The organism is Gilliamella sp. CG13 (assembly GCF_046635805.1).
GTDB lineage: Bacteria > Pseudomonadota > Gammaproteobacteria > Enterobacterales > Orbaceae > Gilliamella > Gilliamella apicola_I.
Window position 1 is genome coordinate 24,731 of the sequence record NZ_JBIDFM010000010.1, and the last position, 16,936, is coordinate 41,666.

Sequence of the window (16,936 nt, forward strand, 5' to 3'; positions counted from 1 at the left end):
CAATGCAATAAATAATAAGATGCTATTGTTTGCTATATCGTCTCGAATAGTGAAGTTCAATCTATAGCCAGTTTTACATAAAAGAATTAACTAAATTCTTCACTACTGATTATCTTAACTATTTATCAAAATGTTACTTGTCACAAATAATATCTCATAGCGTCTTGCTTTATTTTGAATCTTCATGAATGGTTTTGTCTTCAACGGCGTTTTCATCTGTTTGTTCTTGCGCTACTTGTGATGACTTAGGTGCAGCCTCATCCATTATTAAATTAAATAAGCGAACAACGTACCGTTGCACTTCAATAGAATCAGAAGAAATATCTTGTGTGCCACGCGTTAATGTTTTCAACTCGACAATGATATTTTCTGTACCAGGATAATTTTGTCGATGAATAACATAAGACGCTTGGATGTTCGGCTCTTCATCACTTGAAAAAATTGAAGCATTGCCCGTAACAATAACATTATTATCACTGCTACTAATCGGAATATTGTATTTATTCAGCGCAGTTGGGATAACAGACCATACATTTGCATCAGCAGACGCATTTAATGAAGCGGTACCATAGTTATAAGACGCATAAGAATCAGGAATAGTTGGAATAGGAATGATAGGTGCCCGAATATCCACTTGCTTACCATATACAGCGCCTTCATTTTTATTAAAATGAATATAATATTCGGAACTTTCAGCAGGTACCGTTACACCCTGAGGGACAGTTAGCGGTTTCAAAACTGGCGAATTCAAATAATCTTCGTTCCCATCAACTTCTCGTTTATAATTTTGATCGCTACCACAACCAACCAAAAATAAAGATGCAATGGCTGTCATCACCATTGTGTTTTTAATCGCTTTGTTTTTTAACATAGTTTTATTAAACATAGATATCTGCTTATAAATTATTGGTTATACATAAATTAGAGTAAATTCGCATCTTTAAGAGCTTTTTCAACCACAGACACAGAAGCATCTGTAAGTGAAACCAGTGGCAAACGGATCGTATCGTTCGCCATTAGACCCAATTTTGTGCAAGCCCATTTTACTGGAGTTGGGTTAGGCTCAATAAATAAGCTACTATGTAGTGCTGATAACGTATCATTCAGTTTTCGAGCTTCTTGAATTTGATTTTTCGTTGCAAGTTCACAAATTGTTGCAACCTGTTTGGCAGCTACATTCGCTGTCACGGAAATCACACCGTCACCACCTAAAATCATGAAATCTAAGAAAGTCGCATCATCACCACTTAATAATTTAAATTCACTACCAACAAGTTTACGAGTATTATAAACTCTTGATAAATCACCTGTTGCATCTTTCAATGCAACAATATTTTTTATTTTAGATAATCGTCCAACTGTTTCAGGCTTAATATCACTGCAAGTACGACCCGGTACATTATAGATTATTTGGGGTAAAGCTGTATTTTCCGCAATTGCTTTAAAATGTTGATACAGACCTTCTTGAGTTGGTTTATTATAATATGGCGCAACGGTTAAACAGCCAACTACACCAATATTTTCAACACGGTTAGTTAATTCAATTGCTTCTTTAGTCGCATTTGAGCCAGTTCCAGCAATGACATTTATTTTGCCATCTGCATATTCGATCGTTCTTTTAATTACATCGATATGCTCATGATGATCAAGCGTTGCTGATTCGCCAGTGGTACCAACAGAAACAATTGCCGATGTGCCATTGGCAATATGATATTCGACCAATTTTTTTAAGCTTACTTGGTCTACATTTCCTTTTGTATCCATTGGAGTAACAAGGGCGACCAGACTTCCTGTAAACATAAAATGACCTCTCATATTATTTATTGATAACCAACTTCAAGAATAAAAAATCTACCGACAAGTATGCGATATTTCTTATTTAAATTCAACTTTTGTTATGCAGGATTATCAATATCAATAAAAATAGTTTCAAGGTCATATTGCTTGGCTAGCCATTCACCAAGTTTTTTGATTCCGTAACGTTCAGTGGCATGGTGCCCTGCTGCATAAAAATTAATTCCATATTCTCGAGCAATATGAATGGTACGTTCAGAAACTTCACCTGTAAAAAATGCATCAAATCCTTGTTCTGCTGCCGCTTCTATAAAGTCTTGACCACCACCACTACACCACGCAATTCGTTTAATTATTTGAGGAGCATTATCGCCACAAAATAATATTTCTCGTGAACGATGATGCAAAACTTGTTCAAGTTTTTGCTTAAATTGCCGTGATGTGGTCGGTTCAATGAGTGTCCCTTTAAATAACAAATCGGTTATATCCTCACGTTTATCCACTTCGATATTGAATAAATCCGCAAGTAATGCATTATTGCCGATAACGGGATGTCCATCTAAAGGCAAATGATACGCAAATAAATTAATATTATTTGAAAGCAATGTTTGCAAGCGTTTATATTTAATTCCTGTTATCGTTAGTGGTTCATTTTTCCAAAAAAAGCCATGATGAACTAAAATCGCATCAGCATCTAATTTAACGGCTTCATCTAATAAACGTTGACATGCGGTCACCCCAGTTATCACTTTTTTTATTTGCTTACGTCCTTGTACTTGTAAACCATTAGGTGCATAGTCACGGTAGCGTTCAACTTGTAATTCATGATTAATAATTTGTTGAAGTTCAAAATTTTGCACGTTTTCCTCTCGTATTTTTAATGATTTTTTAAAGAAAAAAGTAAACTTTTATGAAAATCATTTAATGGATCTCGAACTTATTATAATCGAAATATTGGCAATTTTTTATAAACCTTTCTATATGATTAAGTACAAACTATGATAAATCATCTCACTTAACGGTTCGATATAGTGACCATAATGGTAATCGTTAAAATAAATTATTTCATATTTACAATAAGTTTAATAAATAATACTCTGTTTTGTAATGATTTTTGGATGCATAAAAACACGAAGTAAAACAAATTAACAAATTTGTTCTTTTCTATTATTTATTAAGTTTTAGCTAAATGATACATTACGTCGGTTTATATTCAATGAGGTATATGTTTTGCCATTTTTAGGTATAGGATTCAGTACAATTATCGCTCTATTTTTTGCTGTTCATGTAATTAAAACAGAGCAAGAACGATTTTGGCTGTCTATATTGTTCCTTTTTCCTTTTATTGGTAGTTTGATTTACTTTTTAGTCATATTTCTACCCGATTTTAGACAAACCTCAGTGGGATATCAAATTGAATCAAAATTATTAAAAGCGTTAGATCCGCAACGTGAACTTCGCGAAGCTTTAAGTAATTATGAAATTTCGCCCACTGTTGAAGCAAAAGTCTGTTTAGCTAAAGCACTCGTTGATAATGATAGAGCTCATGAAGCGTTAATTTATTATCAAGAAGCATTAACTGGGATCTATGAATCAGCACCAGATATTTTATTACAATATGCTTACGCACTCTATCAAGTTAAACAGTACAAAAAGGCAAAAGAAACTTTGGATTATCTAAGAGATAAAAATCCAACTTATCGTTCTGATGAAGGACATTTACTTTATACCAAAATCTTAATTGGACTTGATTTAAAAGAAGAAGCTCAAGAAGAATTTAATGCATTAATCAGTTATTATCCAAGTTTAGAAGCCGCTTCATACTATTTACAAACCTTAATTGAGTGGCAGCAATTTTCACTCGCTAAAGAAGTTTTACAAAAAATTGAACTACGCTTAAAACACATGCCTAAACATGCTAAACGTATTAATCAGACTTGGATAAAATCAATTGAACAATCTAAACAAAAATTATACAGATAGCGTTTTTAGTGTTTTTATTTAGTATATTTTTTTTCGCGTTCAACAGTACTGAATCGAAGGTAAAACTAGGCGAATACGGTAAAAACTGGCATAATAATTTTATTTTATGCTAAATAAGACAACTATTGTGCCAAATGCTAAATTATGTGAACGCTTCCGTGGTTTTTATCCTGTTGTAATAGATATAGAAACATCAGGATTTGACCCAAAACTTAACGCTATTCTAGAAATTGCGGCAATCACACTACAAATGACTGAAGAGGGATGGCTGATTCCAGACCAAACCCTTCATTTTCATGTCAATCCATTTGAAAACTCAATTTTAGAACCGAGTGCCTTAGCTTTTAATGGTATTGATATCGACAATCCATTAAGACAAGCTGTTGACGAAAAAATGGCGCTTGAAGCGATATTTAAAATGGTTAGATCGGGAATTAAAGCAAACGATTGCAATCGTGCTGTTATGGTTGCGCATAATGCAAACTTTGACCATAGTTTTTTAATGGCAGCAGCAGAACGAGCCAATATTAAACGTAATCCGTTTCACCCTTTTGCTACTTTTGATACTGCAGCACTGAGTGGTTTAGTGTTTGGGCATACCGTTCTAGCAAAAGCATGTGAACTTGCTCGCATTCCTTTTGATCACAAGTTAGCCCACTCTGCACTTTATGATACCGAAAAAACCGCTATTTTATTTTGTGAAATAGTGAATCGATTTAAGCGATTAGGAGGCTGGCCACTGCCTCAACTCAATCCAAGTTCAATAGACGAAGAAGTTCAAGAGAATTAAGAGAGTAATTAAACTCTCTTATTTAAATAATGTGTCAATTTTTAAGCTTTATGTTTTTCAGCTGTCTGTTTTATTAATGTTTGCAGTTCACCAGTTTGGAACATTTCGATCATAATATCACATCCCCCTACTAGTTCACCTTCAACCCATAACTGTGGAAAAGTAGGCCAATTTGCATAGTTTGGTAATTCAGCACGAATATCGGGATTTTGTAAAATATCGACGTACGCAAATGGCTCACCACATTGAGATAATACTTGTACTGCTTGTGCTGAAAAACCACAACTCGGTAATTTAGGCGAGCCTTTCATATACAGAATGATAGGATTTTCTGCAATTTGTTTTTTTATCTTATCAAGTGTTGTCATTTCAGTTGTCATAACGATTTATTCCTTGTTATTTAATATCTACTTTACGTCGTATTTTAACTTAGAAATAAGGCGAGTTATACTCTTACCCATTTAGTTGACGTAATGATAACCTTAGATTACGTCATTAGTAGATAAGTTAAGTCAGTAATCAATCGGGACATGAGCAGATAAATTACTTTAAATTCAGTGAGTAACATGGTTTTATTTTGCATTAAAAGAAGCCAAACAAATAAATAAAAGGCTTAACCTATTAGTGTAATAAATGCATTCATTAATAACGAGATCTCACTTAGCAATGACTTTTGTGTCAATGATATATTTTAATTTAACTTTAGTTAACACAAATAATCAAAACATTAGTTTTAGCAAGTTGCCTCAGCCCTTTTACAAATTGACACAATATAGTATGCTACTTACATTTACAGTAACTAACATTCAATTCAAAAAACATCGTGCATCCAATAATCTTAACTTTACGTAAAGTCTTTTATAGTAGTAATCTACTTTTTAGTATTCGTATGTTAATCAGTTTAACAGGTTCAACCTTGGTTCCTTGGTACTTAGGCTATGTGTCGTATGTCATTCCTTTAACACTGGGTGTTGTGGCTGCGGGATTATCCGAAATTGATACACGTTTACTAAGCCGATGTATAAATATTTTATTAACGTTAGTGTGTTTTGCGATTGCTACCTTTTCTGTCGAGCTATTATTTAATATTCCTCTTCTTTTTATTATAGGATTAATGAGTTCAACATTTATCTTCATTATGCTTGGTTCTTTGGGTCAACGTTATGGTGTGATTGCTTTTGGATCGTTATTGATCGCAGCCTATACCATGTTAGGGCATAATTTATTTGATGATAATTACACGCTACCTTGTTATTTATTACTCGGCGCTTTATGGTATAACATTGTCTCTTTGATTGAATCTCTCATTCAGCCGATTCGAACGACCCAACAGACTATTTCAACTTGTTTTGTAAAATTAAGTCATTACCTTGATGCTAAAGCAGCGATGTTTGACCCAGATGAAACTCATGAATTTAAAAGTCAAACATTAGAATTAACCGAATGTAACAATCAATTGATTAATGTGTTTAATCAGGCTAAACACGCTCTTTTTAACCGATTAAAAGCTTATCAAGGCCAATCATATGTGAAAAAAATGCTTAGTTATTACTTTGTTGCTCAAGATATTCATGAGCGAGCAAGCTCTTCACATGGTGATTATCAAGCGCTAAGTCAACATTTTAAACATAGTGATATTTTATTTCGCTTTGCACGAATTTTGAATTTACAAGCAAAAGCATGTGCCAAATTAGCTGTTGCCATTAAAATGAATCAAACTTATCAGCATGATTCCTTATTTGCTCGTCATTTTTCATATTTAGAAGAAGCTATTGCCCATTATCAAGCTAAAAATAAAACGGAAGCCTTACTGGTTAAATCCCTACAAAATCTTTATCAAAATTTGTTATCTATCGACTTATTATTAGCAAATATTGATAATGAACAACATCTTTCAAAAGACAAAGAAAATAATGAATTAATTGATGAGGAACTCACAAGTTTCTATGATATTTTTACTAAAATTAAACATAATTTAACTCTCAAGTCTTCTCTTTTTCGTCATGCAATACGTATGAGTATTGTCCTGTTTGTTGGCTATATCATCATTTATTTTTCTAATCTTTCTCATGGTTATTGGATTATCCTTACCAGTCTTTTTGTTTGCCAACCAAACTATTCAACGACTAAATATCGACTAAAATTACGTATTATTGGTACTATCTTGGGTATTATTGTCGGCATTCCGTTAACCTATCTATTTCCAAGCATCATTGAACAGTTAATTTTAATCATCATAACTGGTTGGCTATTTTTCTTATTTAAAAATTCTCAATATGCTTACGCTACCGCATTTATTACATTATTAGTCTTTTTTAGTTTCAGTTTAATTGGCGAAAATAGTGTAGAAGTTGCTATCCTACGAATTATTGCAACACTGATAGGTTGCTTTATTGCATGGTTTGCTGTTAGCTTTATTTGGCCAGACTGGAAGTTTAGAAATTTAACCAAACTAATTGATCGCGTTTGCCATGATGATAGTCACTATCTGGCGCTTATTGGAAGTCAATATTTAACGGGTAAAACCAATGACCCAAAATATCGATTAGCAAGACGCGCCGCCCACGATAGTAATGCTGACCTATCGACATTGATTAGTCTGATGACAAAAGAACCTCATGTAAATCGAAACGTGATTGAACAGGGTTTCCGTTTATTAACGCTTAATCACACTTTAATCAGCTATCTTTCAACATTAGGTTCGCACCGAGATAAAATCATTGCTCAACATACATTGGATCTATTTGATGATCTAGCAGTCTATATCATCAATCTTTTAAACGATAAAAAAATCGATGAAAATGAACAAGTCATGAAAAAAATGATTTCAAATTATATTGAAACCATTTCCATTAATGACGAACAAAACACCAATGATATTTTGGTTTTGCAGCAACTGGCATTAATATTAGACATTTTGCCAGAATTCATTCATTTAGTAGTGGAGTTAGAAGAACCAACAAACTGATTGCTTAGAAATTTAGATGTTTGAGGATCATTAATGAATCTGGTCAATACAATTAATTATATTCTCAAACATCTAATAAAAATTTTTGGAATGCTTCAAGGAAATTTTAATGAATAAATGGATTTTCTTTACCAATGTAAACTAATGGATTGGTAAAATCCTTTAATTTATCAGCATCAATTTCAAATCCAAATAAAAAATCGGATTCAAAATAAGGACCACTATCTTTAATAGAGTGATCAGGGCTAATTATTGCTATAGCATTCAACTCATTTAATGCAAATGACTTAAGTTGTTTCGAATCTTTATCAAACACGAAGACAAAATCTGAATTTGATAAGCCTGATTTAGCTATAAATATTTCATAGTCTTTACCTTCAATACGGTAATATTTTTTTTTGTATTCTGCACTTACCGGATCGGTATGATTTTGCTCTGCATGACTTAAGAAAAAAGCTTCTATTGAACGACCACCATGTTTAAGTAAATCATCAGTGACAGGGATAAAGGCAAAACTTTTTTTTTCTTTTAAATAATCAATATAGTTTAATTCACGTAATTCAACATTTTTAGCTATTTGTTTATCATTAGATGGATTTGATGCAGGGGCAGCTATTGCATAACAAACAAAATTTAATAGTGTAACAACCACTAAAATACCAATGTTTCTAAATAATTTTTGAATATAACTCATACTACATCCTTGATTTTAAAAATATTTAAGCGTATAGGGTTAAACTATAATGTTTTTAAATTATGATTAATCTATCTAAATACAATACAATCTAATGAACATAGAAAGAAACTTTTTTATATCAATCATAATTTTATTTAATGTTAGGCAATTATACTCTTATTTATGTAACAACAACTCAAAAAAATATAAAAAAACGAATAGTATATTCTCGCTATTATATATTTTTACCTTTTCAGTTCAAAAAATATCTTACTGATTTAATGATTTTTTTCAATATATTATGACCATAATTTTTAAATTTATATGATCATTAAATGTTTTAAGTGTATTACATCAATTTAATAATGCGTTATGCCATATCCAATAAAATCTTAGTGATTATTATTTTTATTTCACTGCCAATGCCGTTTATTAAGACAAATTATTGTTACTGGTTGTCGAGCTCACGGTTTTAGCACATTTAGTGAGCCTTCCTATTACATTTATTGTTATTGTAATTCTTTCAAACACCAATAAACTTTGGTTAAAGTTTAACTAGATAATATTTTGAAAGTACCATTTAATGGCGATTATCACATTTAAATTCTATACCGTCCCTGTAGGGTGCGATAAAATCGAGACCTTCACAACCAAATGAAAACCATTGAAAACCAAATACCACTGGGGGTAAATCTTTGAATAGTTGTCCTGCCCATTGGAATTTTTCATTTTCATAATCATGGTAATTGTTTAATCCAACTAATGACATACCTTCACCTTGATACATACGCCTTTTAAAAAGAGTGTTTCCTTCGTTATCTACAACTAGAAGCTCTCTTTCAAAAATTTTATAAATATCTCGTCGTTGTGGCTCTTTTTCATCTACATAATCCTGAACATAAAAAGTCATATTATTCGCATTGGCCATGTAACTTTTTAGATACTTCGGGAGATTTCCATAATTTCTATTTGATAATTTATCTGGCCCTGTATCCGGATAATTTGCATTTGGAATTAACCGTCAATCAAGTGGTGTAAGTTGTTCTTGTGCAAAAGGATTGTCTTTTGTTATAGAAACGAATAAATCATAATTTGAACGAAATCTTGGCAATAAATCTTGCGGTAAGTCGAATCCAATTCGATAATCTTCCGTATCATAAGGAGGCGAACGATCGGATCTATAAGAATCTAATATCGCCGTTGCTTCCATAGATAAAATTGGATAGGAGTAGAGTTGATTGTTTGTGTAATCATAAATCCAGAAATACGCATCTTCTGCAATCCCTGCCATTTTCATAAACAATTTACGTTCTTTGTCGGTTAATGTATATTTTTTTTGGGTTAGATTGGCAGGCAGTATTTTCTTGTCAGCATCAGGCGGTAAAGTTTCCGATAACGATACGTGAAAAAATACCCTATCAGGGTCGAGATATTCGACGCTCTCCACATAATATATCTCGACATCTTTTATTACTTTTATGTTCGTTCCAGAAGTTTCAGATTTATCCGAATTGGTGTTGGTGCTGCAATTGCTGAGTAATAACAATGTGATAAAACTCATCAGTAATAAATATAACTGTTTTTTCATTTTATTTCCTATGCACTTTTTATAAGACAACGTTAGGCTACTGGTTGTCTGGTTCACTGTTTTAGCACACTGAGCGTGCCTTCCTATTACCTTTATTGTTATTGTAATTCTTTCAAATACCAATGTACTTTGGTCAAATTTTAACTGGATAATGTCTTTAAAGTACCATTTAATGGCGATTATCACATTTAAATTCTATTCCGTCCCTGTAAGGCACAATAAAATCGAGGCCTTCACAGCTAAATGAAAACCATTCAAAACCAAATACCACTGGGGGTAAATCTTTGAATAATTGTCCTGCCCATTGGAATTTTTCATTTTCATAATCATGGTAATTGTTTAAACCAACTAATGAGGTTCCTTCCGATTGATACATGCGCCTTTTAAAAAGAGTTTTACCTTCTTTATCTACAACTAGAAGTTCTCTATCAAAAATTTTATAAATATCTCGTCGTTGTGGCTCTTTTTCATCTACATAATCCTGAACATAAAAAGTCATATTATTCGCATTGGCCATGTAACTTTTTAGATACTTCGGGAGATTTCCATAATTTCTATTTGATAATTTATCTGGCCCTGTATCCGGATAATTTGCATTTGGAATTAACCGCCAATCAAGTGGTGTAAGTTGTTCTTGTGCAAAAGGATTGTCTTTTGTTATAGAAACGAATAAATCATAATTTGAACGAAATCTTGGCAATAAATCTTGCGGTAAGTCGAATCCAATTCGATAATCTTCCGTATCATAAGGAGGCGAACGATCGGATCTATAAGAATCTAATATCGCCGTTGCTTCCATAGATAAAATTGGATAGGAGTAGAGCTGATTGTTTGTGTAATCATAAATCCAGAAATACGCATCTTCTGCAATCCCTGCCATTTTCATAAACAATTTACGTTCTTTGTCGGTTAATGTATATTTTTTTGGGGTTAGATTGGCAGGTAGTATTTTCTTGTCAGCATCGGGCGGTAAAGTTTCCGATAACGATACATGAAAAAATATCCTATCAGGGTCGAGATATTCGACGCTCTCCACATAATATATCTCGACATCTTTTATTACTTCAATGTTCGATACAGAAGTTTCAGATTTATCCGACTTGGTGTTGGTGCTGCAATTGCTGAGTAATAACAATGCGATAAAACTCATCAGTAATAAATATAACTGCTTTTTCATTTTATTTCCTATGCACTTTTTATAAGACAATGTTATGCTACTGGTTGTCTGATTCACTGTTTTAGCACACTGAGCGTGCCTTCCTATTACCTTTATTGTTATTGTAATTCTTTCAAATACCAATAAACTTTGGTTAAAGTTTAACTAGATAATATTTTGAAAGTACCATTTAATGGCGATTATCACATTTAAATTCTATACCGTCCCTGTAGGGTGCGATAAAATCGAGACCTTCACAACCAAATGAAAACCATTGAAAACCAAATACCACTGGGGGTAAATCTTTGAATAATTGTCCTGCCCATTGGAATTTTTCATTTTCATAATCATGGTAATTGTTTAAACCAACTAATGAGGTTCCTTCCGATTGATACATGCGCCTTTTAAAAAGAGTTTTACCTTCTTTATCTACAACTAGAAGTTCTCTATCAAAAATTTTATAAATATCTCGTCGTTGTGGCTCTTTTTCATCTACATAATCCTGAACATAAAAAGTCATATTATTCGCATTGGCCATGTAACTTTTTAGATACTTTGGGACATTTCCATAATTTCTATTTGATAATTTATCTGGTCCTGTATCCGGATAATTTGCATTTGGAATTAACCGCCAATCAAGTGGTGTAAGTTGTTCTTGTGCAAAAGGATTGTCTTTTGTTATAGAAACGAATAAATCATAATTTGAACGAAATCTTGGCAATAAATTTTGCGGTAAGTCGAATCCAATTCGATAATCTTCCGTATCATAAGGAGGCGAACGATCGGATCTATAAGAATCTAATATCGCCGTTGCTTCCACAGATAAAATTGGATAGGAGTAGAGTTGATTGTTTGTGTAATCATAAATCCAGAAATACGCATCTTCTGCAATCCCTGCCATTTTCATAAACAATTTACGTTCTTTGTCGGTTAATGTATATTTTTTTGGGGTTAGATTGGCAGGTAGTATTTTCTTGTCAGCATCGGGCGGTAAAGTTTCCGATAACGATACATGAAAAAATATCCTATCAGGGTCGAGATATTCGACGCTCTCCACATAATAAATCTCGACATCTTTTATTACTTCAATGTTCGATACAGATGTTTCAGATTTATCCGAATTGGTGTTGGTGCTGCAATTGCTGAGTAATAACAATGTGATAAAACTCATCAGTAATAAATATAACTGCTTTTTCATTTTATTTCCTATGCACTTTTTATAAGACAACGTTAGGCTACTGGTTGTCTGATTCACTGTTTTAGCACACTTTGTGTGCCTTCCTATTACCTTTATTGTTATTGTAATTCTTTCAAATACCAATGTACTTTGGTCAAATTTTAACTGGATAATGTCTTGAAAGTCCCATTTAATAGCGATTATCACATTTCAATGCTATCCTATCCTTTTCAGGCACAATAAAATCGAGACCTTCACAGCTAAATGCGAACTATTCAAAGCAAAATACCACTGGCAGTAAATCTTTGAATAGTTGCTCTTTTCATTGGCATTTTTTAATTTAATTTTATTTACTCTGTGCTTTTAGCCATGCAATTTCTTGCGCCCAAATATCCGGATCGATAGTTTCGAGAATCAGCGGGATTTCATCAATTCTTGGATCTTGCATAATATATTTAAAAGCCGTTTCACCAATGTTCCCTTTTCCTAAACTATTATGGCGGTCAACATGGCTGGCAAGTTCACTTTTGGCATCGTTTAAATGCATGCCTCGTAAATATTCAAAACCAACAATTTTTTCAAATTCGGCGAACGTTTCTTGACAGGCTTTTTCAGTACGTAAATCATAACCGGCAGCAAAGGCGTGACAAGTATCAATACAGACACCAACGCGACTTTTATCTTCCACTTGGTCAATGATTTGTGCCAAATGTTCAAATTTGTAACCTAAATTAGAGCCTTGACCTGCGGTATTTTCAATTACAGCAACCACATTGTTAGTTTTATCTAACGTAATATTAATAGATTGAGCAATCCGGCTGAGGCATTCATCAACTGATATCTGTTTTAAATGACTACCCGGGTGGAAATTAAGTAACGTTAATCCGAGTTGCTCACAGCGCTGCATTTCATCTAAAAAGGCGGTGCGTGATTTTTCAAGTTGTTCACTATCCGGATGACCTAAATTGATAAGGTAACTATCATGAGGCAATATCTGTTTACTCGTAAAGCCGTATTTTTCACAGCGCTTTTTAAAGCTATCGATCATAGCGCTTTCAAGTGGCTTTGCATGCCATTGACGTTGATTTTTGGTGAATAGCGCAAAAGCAGTTGCACCAATTTGATAAGCATTGATTGGGGCGTTATCGACCCCACCGGAAGCGCTCACATGCGCGCCAACATATTTCATACTTTTGAATCCTGATAATTGTGTTAAAAAAGGGAGTGTATAATTAGTTTGAACCACTATTGCGTTGCAACTGATCACGTAAGTTAGGTGGCACGCCTTTTATTACTAATGAATCGGTTTGCGGATCCCATTTAATTCGTTCTCCGAGGAGATCGGAATCAAAACTTAATGTTAATCCCCCTCCACTTCCTGAGAATTTTTTAAGTTGGCGCAAAGCACTACGATCAACCGGAAACGTTTCTTCCAAGTCGTAATCACTATTTTTAACAAATTCTATAAAATTGTTATCGCCATGAGTTGGTAATTCATTAGCCAGATTTTTAAGCTCAATTTCTTCACCGGCTTGCAACTGAGCTTGGCAATAATTGTAAACATTTTCACGTGCGTGAACTTTGTCTTGTTTATCAAATTGCATTTCCTGACAATAATCATCAACCGCTTTCACTAAAGTTTTATTCTGTTCTTTGGCATCTAACCCTTCACTTGCATCTAAGTAATCCATAAAAAAGTCTGATACTTTACGCCCTACTCTTCCTTTTAAAAAGGTTAAGTAACGTTTAGAATCTGCATCGGTTTCCCATTCAGTGATATCAATTCGAGCGATAATATCAGCATGATCAATATCTAAATATTGTGTTTCAGATATATCAAGTTGTTCATTGACTAACATACTCGAACAACTATTTAAAACCGCAATGATCAGATACTCTACGGCTAAATAACGATAGTGACAAAAAACGACTGTGCCACCTTCAGCAAAAGGATATTTAGCCAGTTCATTGCGTAACTGTTTGGTAGATTCTTGACTAAAATGTAAAAAATCTTGGTTGCCAAGCCGTAATTCTTTAAGGGATTGTTCAAATAAACTTTCTTCGTTGAACAGACCATATGCTTTACTTTTATTATTATAAATACGGTTTATATCTTCAATTAAATTAACCACAGCTTGTTGATTACTTAACATCGAGTCACGCAATTGTAGTTCAATTTCAGTATCGCTTTTTCTAATTAATTTATGCAAGATAACTTTTTCTATTTGTACACTCATTAGGGATTCCTATTTGGATCGCAGTATTAAATTATGATATATTTTACCAAAGCACTGAAAAAGTGCTATCAACAAATGAAAACCTGTTTGACTTATATGAGATAAACATTCCAAAATCGGCAATAACATCTTATCTACTTAAGCTTTCTTACCATTTAAAGCTACAATAGATGACGATGACCCGCTTTCTTAAAAAAATTTACTGGTATTAATTGAATATTAATTTTAAATGTTGGTTTGATAAATCGTCAAAGTAACGAATTTTGCTAATTCAACTAGCAAACATTACTGACTTTAAATAATATATTAAACTATATTGTAAACAAATAACTTTTAAAAAACCTTATTGTGGTAAGAATAACTATGGCTCACTCCAAAGATATTTATAATGATTTCAGAAATAAAAAAATCAGTTCATTATTTTGGCAATATGCATTGCCTGCGGTAATAGGAACAATTGTTAATACGTTATATAACATTATTGATGGTATTTTTATCGGTCATTGGATTGGACGTGAAGCACTCAGCGCCGCTGGGCTTATTTTGCCAGTCATGAATTTTGCGGCAGGAATAGGTATGTTAGTTGGAATAGGTTCTGCTAGCCGAATATCAATTTTTTTAGGGCGAGGCGAAAATGATCAGGCAGAAAAAGTTGCTGGTACCTCGTTTATGTTAACTGCGCTATTAAGTGGTTTAACATTGTCATTATTGCTTTTTTTTGTTGATCCCGTATTACGGTTTGTGGGGTCAAGTCCCGTTAATCACACTTATGCCAGAGAATTTTTAGAAGTCTTTTTACCTGGCAGTATCTTCCTGACATTGACGTTTAACTATAATAATATGATGCGTGCAAGTGGTTATCCGTTTAAAGCGATGGTAACGATGTTTGTCAGCGTTATTGCTAATATAATTTTAGCGCCAATCTTTATTATTGGTTTGGGTTGGGGTATGCGAGGGGCTGCTCTGGCAACCACACTATCTATGTTGATAAGTTTTCTGTTTGTCATGCAGCATTTTATTAGTAAAAACAGCAATATTAAATTGTATCTACGCAATTTCAGACTTAATTTAAAAATTGTCAAAGCGATCTTATCCATCGGGATGTCACCTTTTGCTATGCAAATTGCCGCTTCCGTTGTGGTTGTGTTTATCAACTGGCAACTTAATCACTATGCACCATTAGCCCATGAATCGAGCGATGATGCTATCGCAGCTTATTCAAATGCAAATCGACTTATTACCTTAATTATTATGATAGTCATCGGTATTAATCAAGGCATGCAACCTATAATTGGTTACAATTATGGTTCTAAAAATTACGCACGAGTTAAAGCAACGTTTTTTTATGCGGTTAAGGTTGCAACGGTGGTCACATCTATTGGATTTATAATGGGATTTTTTATTCCCGATACACTTGTTCGTGCTTTTAGTTCTGAACAGGATTTGGTTTCTTTATCAGCTATAGCGCTTCGCTATACGACACTTTCATTTGCTTTTGTTGGATTCCAAATGGTGACAACAAGCTTTTTCCAATGTATTGGCATGGCAAAAATTTCGATCCTATTAAGTCTTTCAAGGCAGATTTTAATTTTATTACCTGCGTTATATATTTTACCGCTATTCTTTGGTTTTGATGGTGTTTGGGCAGCATCGCCAACAGCAGATCTGCTATCGACAGGAACGGCCTATATTGTGCTCTATTGTTATTTTAAATCCATTAAAAATCGAGATTGTTCATCAAAACTAAATGAATAATTTTTCAGCTGTTTAGAATCGGTTATTAGGTTAGATTAAGCCATACAATTGTATCGTTTTTGATGTTATTAATAATTATCTATAAAAAAAGCAGTACTTAATTGTACTGCTTTGTATTTACTAAGATATTACTATTGTTAGAATGAATAATTTAAACCTAGTTGTCCACCAATTCGTGAATATTTATCTGAGCCAAATCGAGTATCAAGTTGAGCATAAGCACTTAGTGATTTTGTCATGCTTCCACTCACACCGACTTTAAACTCTGCGTAATTTTTACCTTGATTTGAGTCAACATGTTTTCCTTTTACTTTCGCTTCTGGTGAAGATGAATCATATAGCCAGTTTGCTTCAATAAATGGTAACACGCCGTAACCCGATTTTGTGCTTTGACCATAGTAACGTGCACCTAGGCGTAATTGCGCACCATCTGCATTAATGTTGTCAACTTTACCTGCACGACCTAAATTAAACTTATCACTGTCTAACCAGGTATAACCAATTTGAGCATGTGGCTCAAGTAACCAGTTTTTCTCATCGCCTTCAAGGACAATTAATCCATAACCAACTTCAGCAGATAAACTTAATGCGTTCCCATTATATTTGCTTGAATAGTTTCTTGAATTTGATAAATGAACTGAAGTTTTATGTTTGAACCAGCTATATTGTGCCCAAGTATCGACATAAAGCCCTTCACCATTGGTTTGTGCATTCCAGTTACCGTAAACCCCTAAGTTATAACCACTAACACTGCCATCACCGTTACGTTTACTGTGTTTTTGTTGAGTGTCTATTGAGCTGTGACCGTATCC

General features: G+C 33.4%; 16 protein-coding genes. 4 read left to right on the plus strand and 12 right to left on the minus strand.

Features of this window, described 5'->3' with window-relative positions:
• Nucleotides 1-169: 169 nt before the first annotated feature.
• The 3 genes from bamC to ACGH6R_RS10590 all read right to left on the minus strand — a co-directional run bounded on the left by bamC (nt 170) and on the right by ACGH6R_RS10590 (nt 2,654).
• On the minus strand, nt 170-886 hold the full coding sequence (gene bamC / locus ACGH6R_RS10580) for an outer membrane protein assembly factor BamC (RefSeq protein ID WP_411599752.1): 717 nt from the start codon (nt 884-886) through the stop codon (nt 170-172).
• A 35-nt stretch (nt 887-921) separates the two neighbouring features.
• Nucleotides 922-1,800: a 4-hydroxy-tetrahydrodipicolinate synthase gene (gene dapA, locus ACGH6R_RS10585; protein ID WP_411599753.1), complete on the minus strand. Its 879-nt coding sequence runs from the start codon at nt 1,798-1,800 to the stop codon at nt 922-924.
• Nucleotides 1,801-1,895: 95 nt separating this feature from the next.
• Complete coding sequence (locus ACGH6R_RS10590; RefSeq protein ID WP_267349664.1) at nt 1,896-2,654, minus strand: Nif3-like dinuclear metal center hexameric protein; 759 nt, start codon at nt 2,652-2,654, stop codon at nt 1,896-1,898.
• Between the two features lie 370 nt (nt 2,655-3,024).
• On the opposite strand from ACGH6R_RS10590, the gene ACGH6R_RS10595 reads away from it, so the two are divergent.
• Together ACGH6R_RS10595 and rnt are read left to right on the plus strand one after the other, a co-directional pair.
• The gene (locus ACGH6R_RS10595; protein ID WP_411599756.1) at nt 3,025-3,777 is read left to right on the plus strand and encodes a hypothetical protein; all 753 of its coding nucleotides are present in this window, start codon (nt 3,025-3,027) and stop codon (nt 3,775-3,777) included.
• A gap of 106 nt (nt 3,778-3,883) precedes the next feature.
• On the plus strand, nt 3,884-4,567 hold the full coding sequence (rnt, locus tag ACGH6R_RS10600; RefSeq protein WP_267360610.1) for a ribonuclease T: 684 nt from the start codon (nt 3,884-3,886) through the stop codon (nt 4,565-4,567).
• Nucleotides 4,568-4,608: 41 nt separating this feature from the next.
• Here rnt and ACGH6R_RS10605 read toward each other — a convergent pair whose 3' ends face one another.
• Entirely contained in the window at nt 4,609-4,935 is a 327-nt protein-coding gene (locus tag ACGH6R_RS10605) for a Grx4 family monothiol glutaredoxin (protein WP_065558000.1), read from the minus strand.
• Nucleotides 4,936-5,390: 455 nt separating this feature from the next.
• On the opposite strand from ACGH6R_RS10605, the gene yccS reads away from it, so the two are divergent.
• Nucleotides 5,391-7,535, plus strand: a complete 2,145-nt coding sequence (gene yccS / locus ACGH6R_RS10610; RefSeq protein ID WP_267360608.1) for a YccS family putative transporter — start codon at nt 5,391-5,393, stop codon at nt 7,533-7,535.
• Between the two features lie 106 nt (nt 7,536-7,641).
• Here yccS and ACGH6R_RS10615 read toward each other — a convergent pair whose 3' ends face one another.
• The 7 genes from ACGH6R_RS10615 to yejK form a co-directional block, all read right to left on the minus strand.
• On the minus strand, nt 7,642-8,229 hold the full coding sequence (locus ACGH6R_RS10615; protein ID WP_267360606.1) for a hypothetical protein: 588 nt from the start codon (nt 8,227-8,229) through the stop codon (nt 7,642-7,644).
• 562 nt (nt 8,230-8,791) lie between these two features.
• Nucleotides 8,792-9,121 (minus strand): hypothetical protein, encoded by a 330-nt coding sequence (locus ACGH6R_RS10620; RefSeq protein ID WP_411599757.1) that lies wholly within the window; start codon nt 9,119-9,121, stop codon nt 8,792-8,794.
• Nucleotides 9,122-9,232: 111 nt separating this feature from the next.
• Nucleotides 9,233-9,799: a hypothetical protein gene (locus ACGH6R_RS10625; RefSeq protein ID WP_411599759.1), complete on the minus strand. Its 567-nt coding sequence runs from the start codon at nt 9,797-9,799 to the stop codon at nt 9,233-9,235.
• 169 nt (nt 9,800-9,968) lie between these two features.
• On the minus strand, nt 9,969-10,976 hold the full coding sequence (locus ACGH6R_RS10630; protein ID WP_411599761.1) for a hypothetical protein: 1,008 nt from the start codon (nt 10,974-10,976) through the stop codon (nt 9,969-9,971).
• A 169-nt stretch (nt 10,977-11,145) separates the two neighbouring features.
• Nucleotides 11,146-12,153 (minus strand): hypothetical protein, encoded by a 1,008-nt coding sequence (locus ACGH6R_RS10635; RefSeq protein ID WP_411599763.1) that lies wholly within the window; start codon nt 12,151-12,153, stop codon nt 11,146-11,148.
• 325 nt (nt 12,154-12,478) lie between these two features.
• Complete coding sequence (gene nfo, locus ACGH6R_RS10640; protein WP_267377848.1) at nt 12,479-13,321, minus strand: deoxyribonuclease IV; 843 nt, start codon at nt 13,319-13,321, stop codon at nt 12,479-12,481.
• 43 nt (nt 13,322-13,364) lie between these two features.
• Nucleotides 13,365-14,369 carry a nucleoid-associated protein YejK gene (gene yejK, locus ACGH6R_RS10645; protein WP_411599765.1) on the minus strand — a complete coding sequence of 335 codons (1,005 nt, stop codon included), beginning with the start codon at nt 14,367-14,369 and terminating at the stop codon, nt 13,365-13,367.
• 363 nt (nt 14,370-14,732) lie between these two features.
• Here yejK and ACGH6R_RS10650 point away from each other — a divergent pair, with 363 nt between their 5' ends.
• Nucleotides 14,733-16,124, plus strand: a complete 1,392-nt coding sequence (locus ACGH6R_RS10650) for an MATE family efflux transporter (protein WP_411599767.1) — start codon at nt 14,733-14,735, stop codon at nt 16,122-16,124.
• A 137-nt stretch (nt 16,125-16,261) separates the two neighbouring features.
• On the opposite strand, the gene ACGH6R_RS10655 is transcribed toward ACGH6R_RS10650, so the two are convergent.
• The coding region (locus tag ACGH6R_RS10655; protein WP_411599769.1) for an autotransporter outer membrane beta-barrel domain-containing protein at nt 16,262-16,936 on the minus strand (675 nt) is incomplete at its 5' end.

What these genes read in the sequence shown, in the direction of transcription:
- ACGH6R_RS10615 (WP_267360606.1), bottom strand. Translation starts at nt 8,229, where the DNA reads ATGAGTTATATTCAAAAATTATTTAGAAACATTGGTATTTTAGTGGTT.
- yejK (WP_411599765.1), bottom strand. Translation starts at nt 14,369, where the DNA reads ATGAGTGTACAAATAGAAAAAGTTATCTTGCATAAATTAATTAGAAAA.
- ACGH6R_RS10630 (WP_411599761.1), bottom strand. Translation starts at nt 10,976, where the DNA reads ATGAAAAAGCAGTTATATTTATTACTGATGAGTTTTATCGCATTGTTA.
- rnt (WP_267360610.1), top strand. Translation starts at nt 3,884, where the DNA reads ATGCTAAATAAGACAACTATTGTGCCAAATGCTAAATTATGTGAACGC.
- ACGH6R_RS10635 (WP_411599763.1), bottom strand. Translation starts at nt 12,153, where the DNA reads ATGAAAAAGCAGTTATATTTATTACTGATGAGTTTTATCACATTGTTA.
- dapA (WP_411599753.1), bottom strand. Translation starts at nt 1,800, where the DNA reads ATGTTTACAGGAAGTCTGGTCGCCCTTGTTACTCCAATGGATACAAAA.
- ACGH6R_RS10620 (WP_411599757.1), bottom strand. Translation starts at nt 9,121, where the DNA reads ATGACTTTTTATGTTCAGGATTATGTAGATGAAAAAGAGCCACAACGA.
- bamC (WP_411599752.1), bottom strand. Translation starts at nt 886, where the DNA reads ATGTTTAATAAAACTATGTTAAAAAACAAAGCGATTAAAAACACAATG.
- nfo (WP_267377848.1), bottom strand. Translation starts at nt 13,321, where the DNA reads ATGAAATATGTTGGCGCGCATGTGAGCGCTTCCGGTGGGGTCGATAAC.
- ACGH6R_RS10625 (WP_411599759.1), bottom strand. Translation starts at nt 9,799, where the DNA reads ATGAAAAAACAGTTATATTTATTACTGATGAGTTTTATCACATTGTTA.
- ACGH6R_RS10650 (WP_411599767.1), top strand. Translation starts at nt 14,733, where the DNA reads ATGGCTCACTCCAAAGATATTTATAATGATTTCAGAAATAAAAAAATC.
- ACGH6R_RS10605 (WP_065558000.1), bottom strand. Translation starts at nt 4,935, where the DNA reads ATGACAACACTTGATAAGATAAAAAAACAAATTGCAGAAAATCCTATC.